At 70.8% G+C, this 1,042-nt stretch carries 2 protein-coding genes; both read right to left on the reverse strand.

What is annotated here, in order from left to right:
• Positions 1–470: GTP-binding protein (locus ACZ7LB_RS31950; RefSeq protein ID WP_471473195.1), on the reverse strand; the 470-nt coding region annotated here is incomplete at its 3' end.
• 2 nt (positions 471–472) lie between these two features.
• On the reverse strand, positions 473–1,042 hold a 570-nt coding region (gene cysD / locus ACZ7LB_RS31955; RefSeq protein WP_471473197.1), incomplete at its 5' end, for a sulfate adenylyltransferase subunit CysD.

A 1,042-nucleotide genomic window follows, 5' to 3' on the forward strand; every position in this document is an offset into this window, starting at 1 on the left:
ACGAGGTCCATCTTGTTGACGGCGAGGACGACGTGGGGGACGCGGAGGAGGGCGGCGATGGCGGCGTGGCGGCGGGTCTGTTCGACGACGCCGTTGCGGGCGTCGACGAGGATGACGGTGAGTTCGGCGGTGGAGGCGCCGGTGACCATGTTGCGGGTGTACTGCACGTGGCCGGGGGTGTCGGCGAGGATGAACCGGCGGCGGGGGGTGGCGAAGTAGCGGTAGGCGACGTCGATGGTGATGCCCTGTTCGCGTTCGGCGCGCAGGCCGTCGGTGAGGAGGGCGAGGTCGGGGGTGTCCTGGCCGCGGTGGGCGGAGGCGCGTTCGACGGCTTCGAGCTGGTCGGTGAGGACGGACTTGGAGTCGTGCAGGAGGCGGCCGACGAGGGTGGACTTGCCGTCGTCGACGGAGCCGGCGGTGGCGAACCGCAGGAGGGTGCTCTCGGTCAGGACCCCGGTGGTGGTGCTCATCTCTAGAAGTACCCCTCGCGCTTGCGGTCTTCCATCGCGGCCTCGGAGAGCTTGTCGTCGGCGCGGGTGGCGCCGCGTTCGGTGAGGCGGGAGGCGGCGATCTCGGCGATGACCTTCTCGATGGTGTCGGCGTCGGAGTCGACGGCGCCGGTGCAGGACATGTCGCCGACGGTGCGGTAGCGGACGCGGCGCTTGGTGGTGTGCTCGCCGTCGCGGGGGCCGCCCCAGTCGCCGGCGGTGAGCCACATGCCGGAGCGGGCGAAGACCTCGCGTTCGTGGGCGTAGTAGATGGCGGGCAGTTCGATGCCCTCGCGGGCGATGTACTGCCAGACGTCCAGTTCGGTCCAGTTGGAGAGGGGGAAGACGCGGACGTGTTCGCCGGGGGCGTGGCGCCCGTTGTAGAGGTTCCAGAGTTCGGGGCGCTGGCGGCGGGGGTCCCACTGGGAGAACTCGTCGCGCAGGGAGAAGACGCGTTCCTTGGCGCGGGCCTTCTCCTCGTCGCGGCGTCCGCCGCCGAAGACGGCGTCGAAGCGTTCGGTCCGGATCCGCTCGGTGAGGGGGAGGGTCTGGAG

This window comes from Streptomyces sp. NPDC107521, assembly GCF_055598485.1.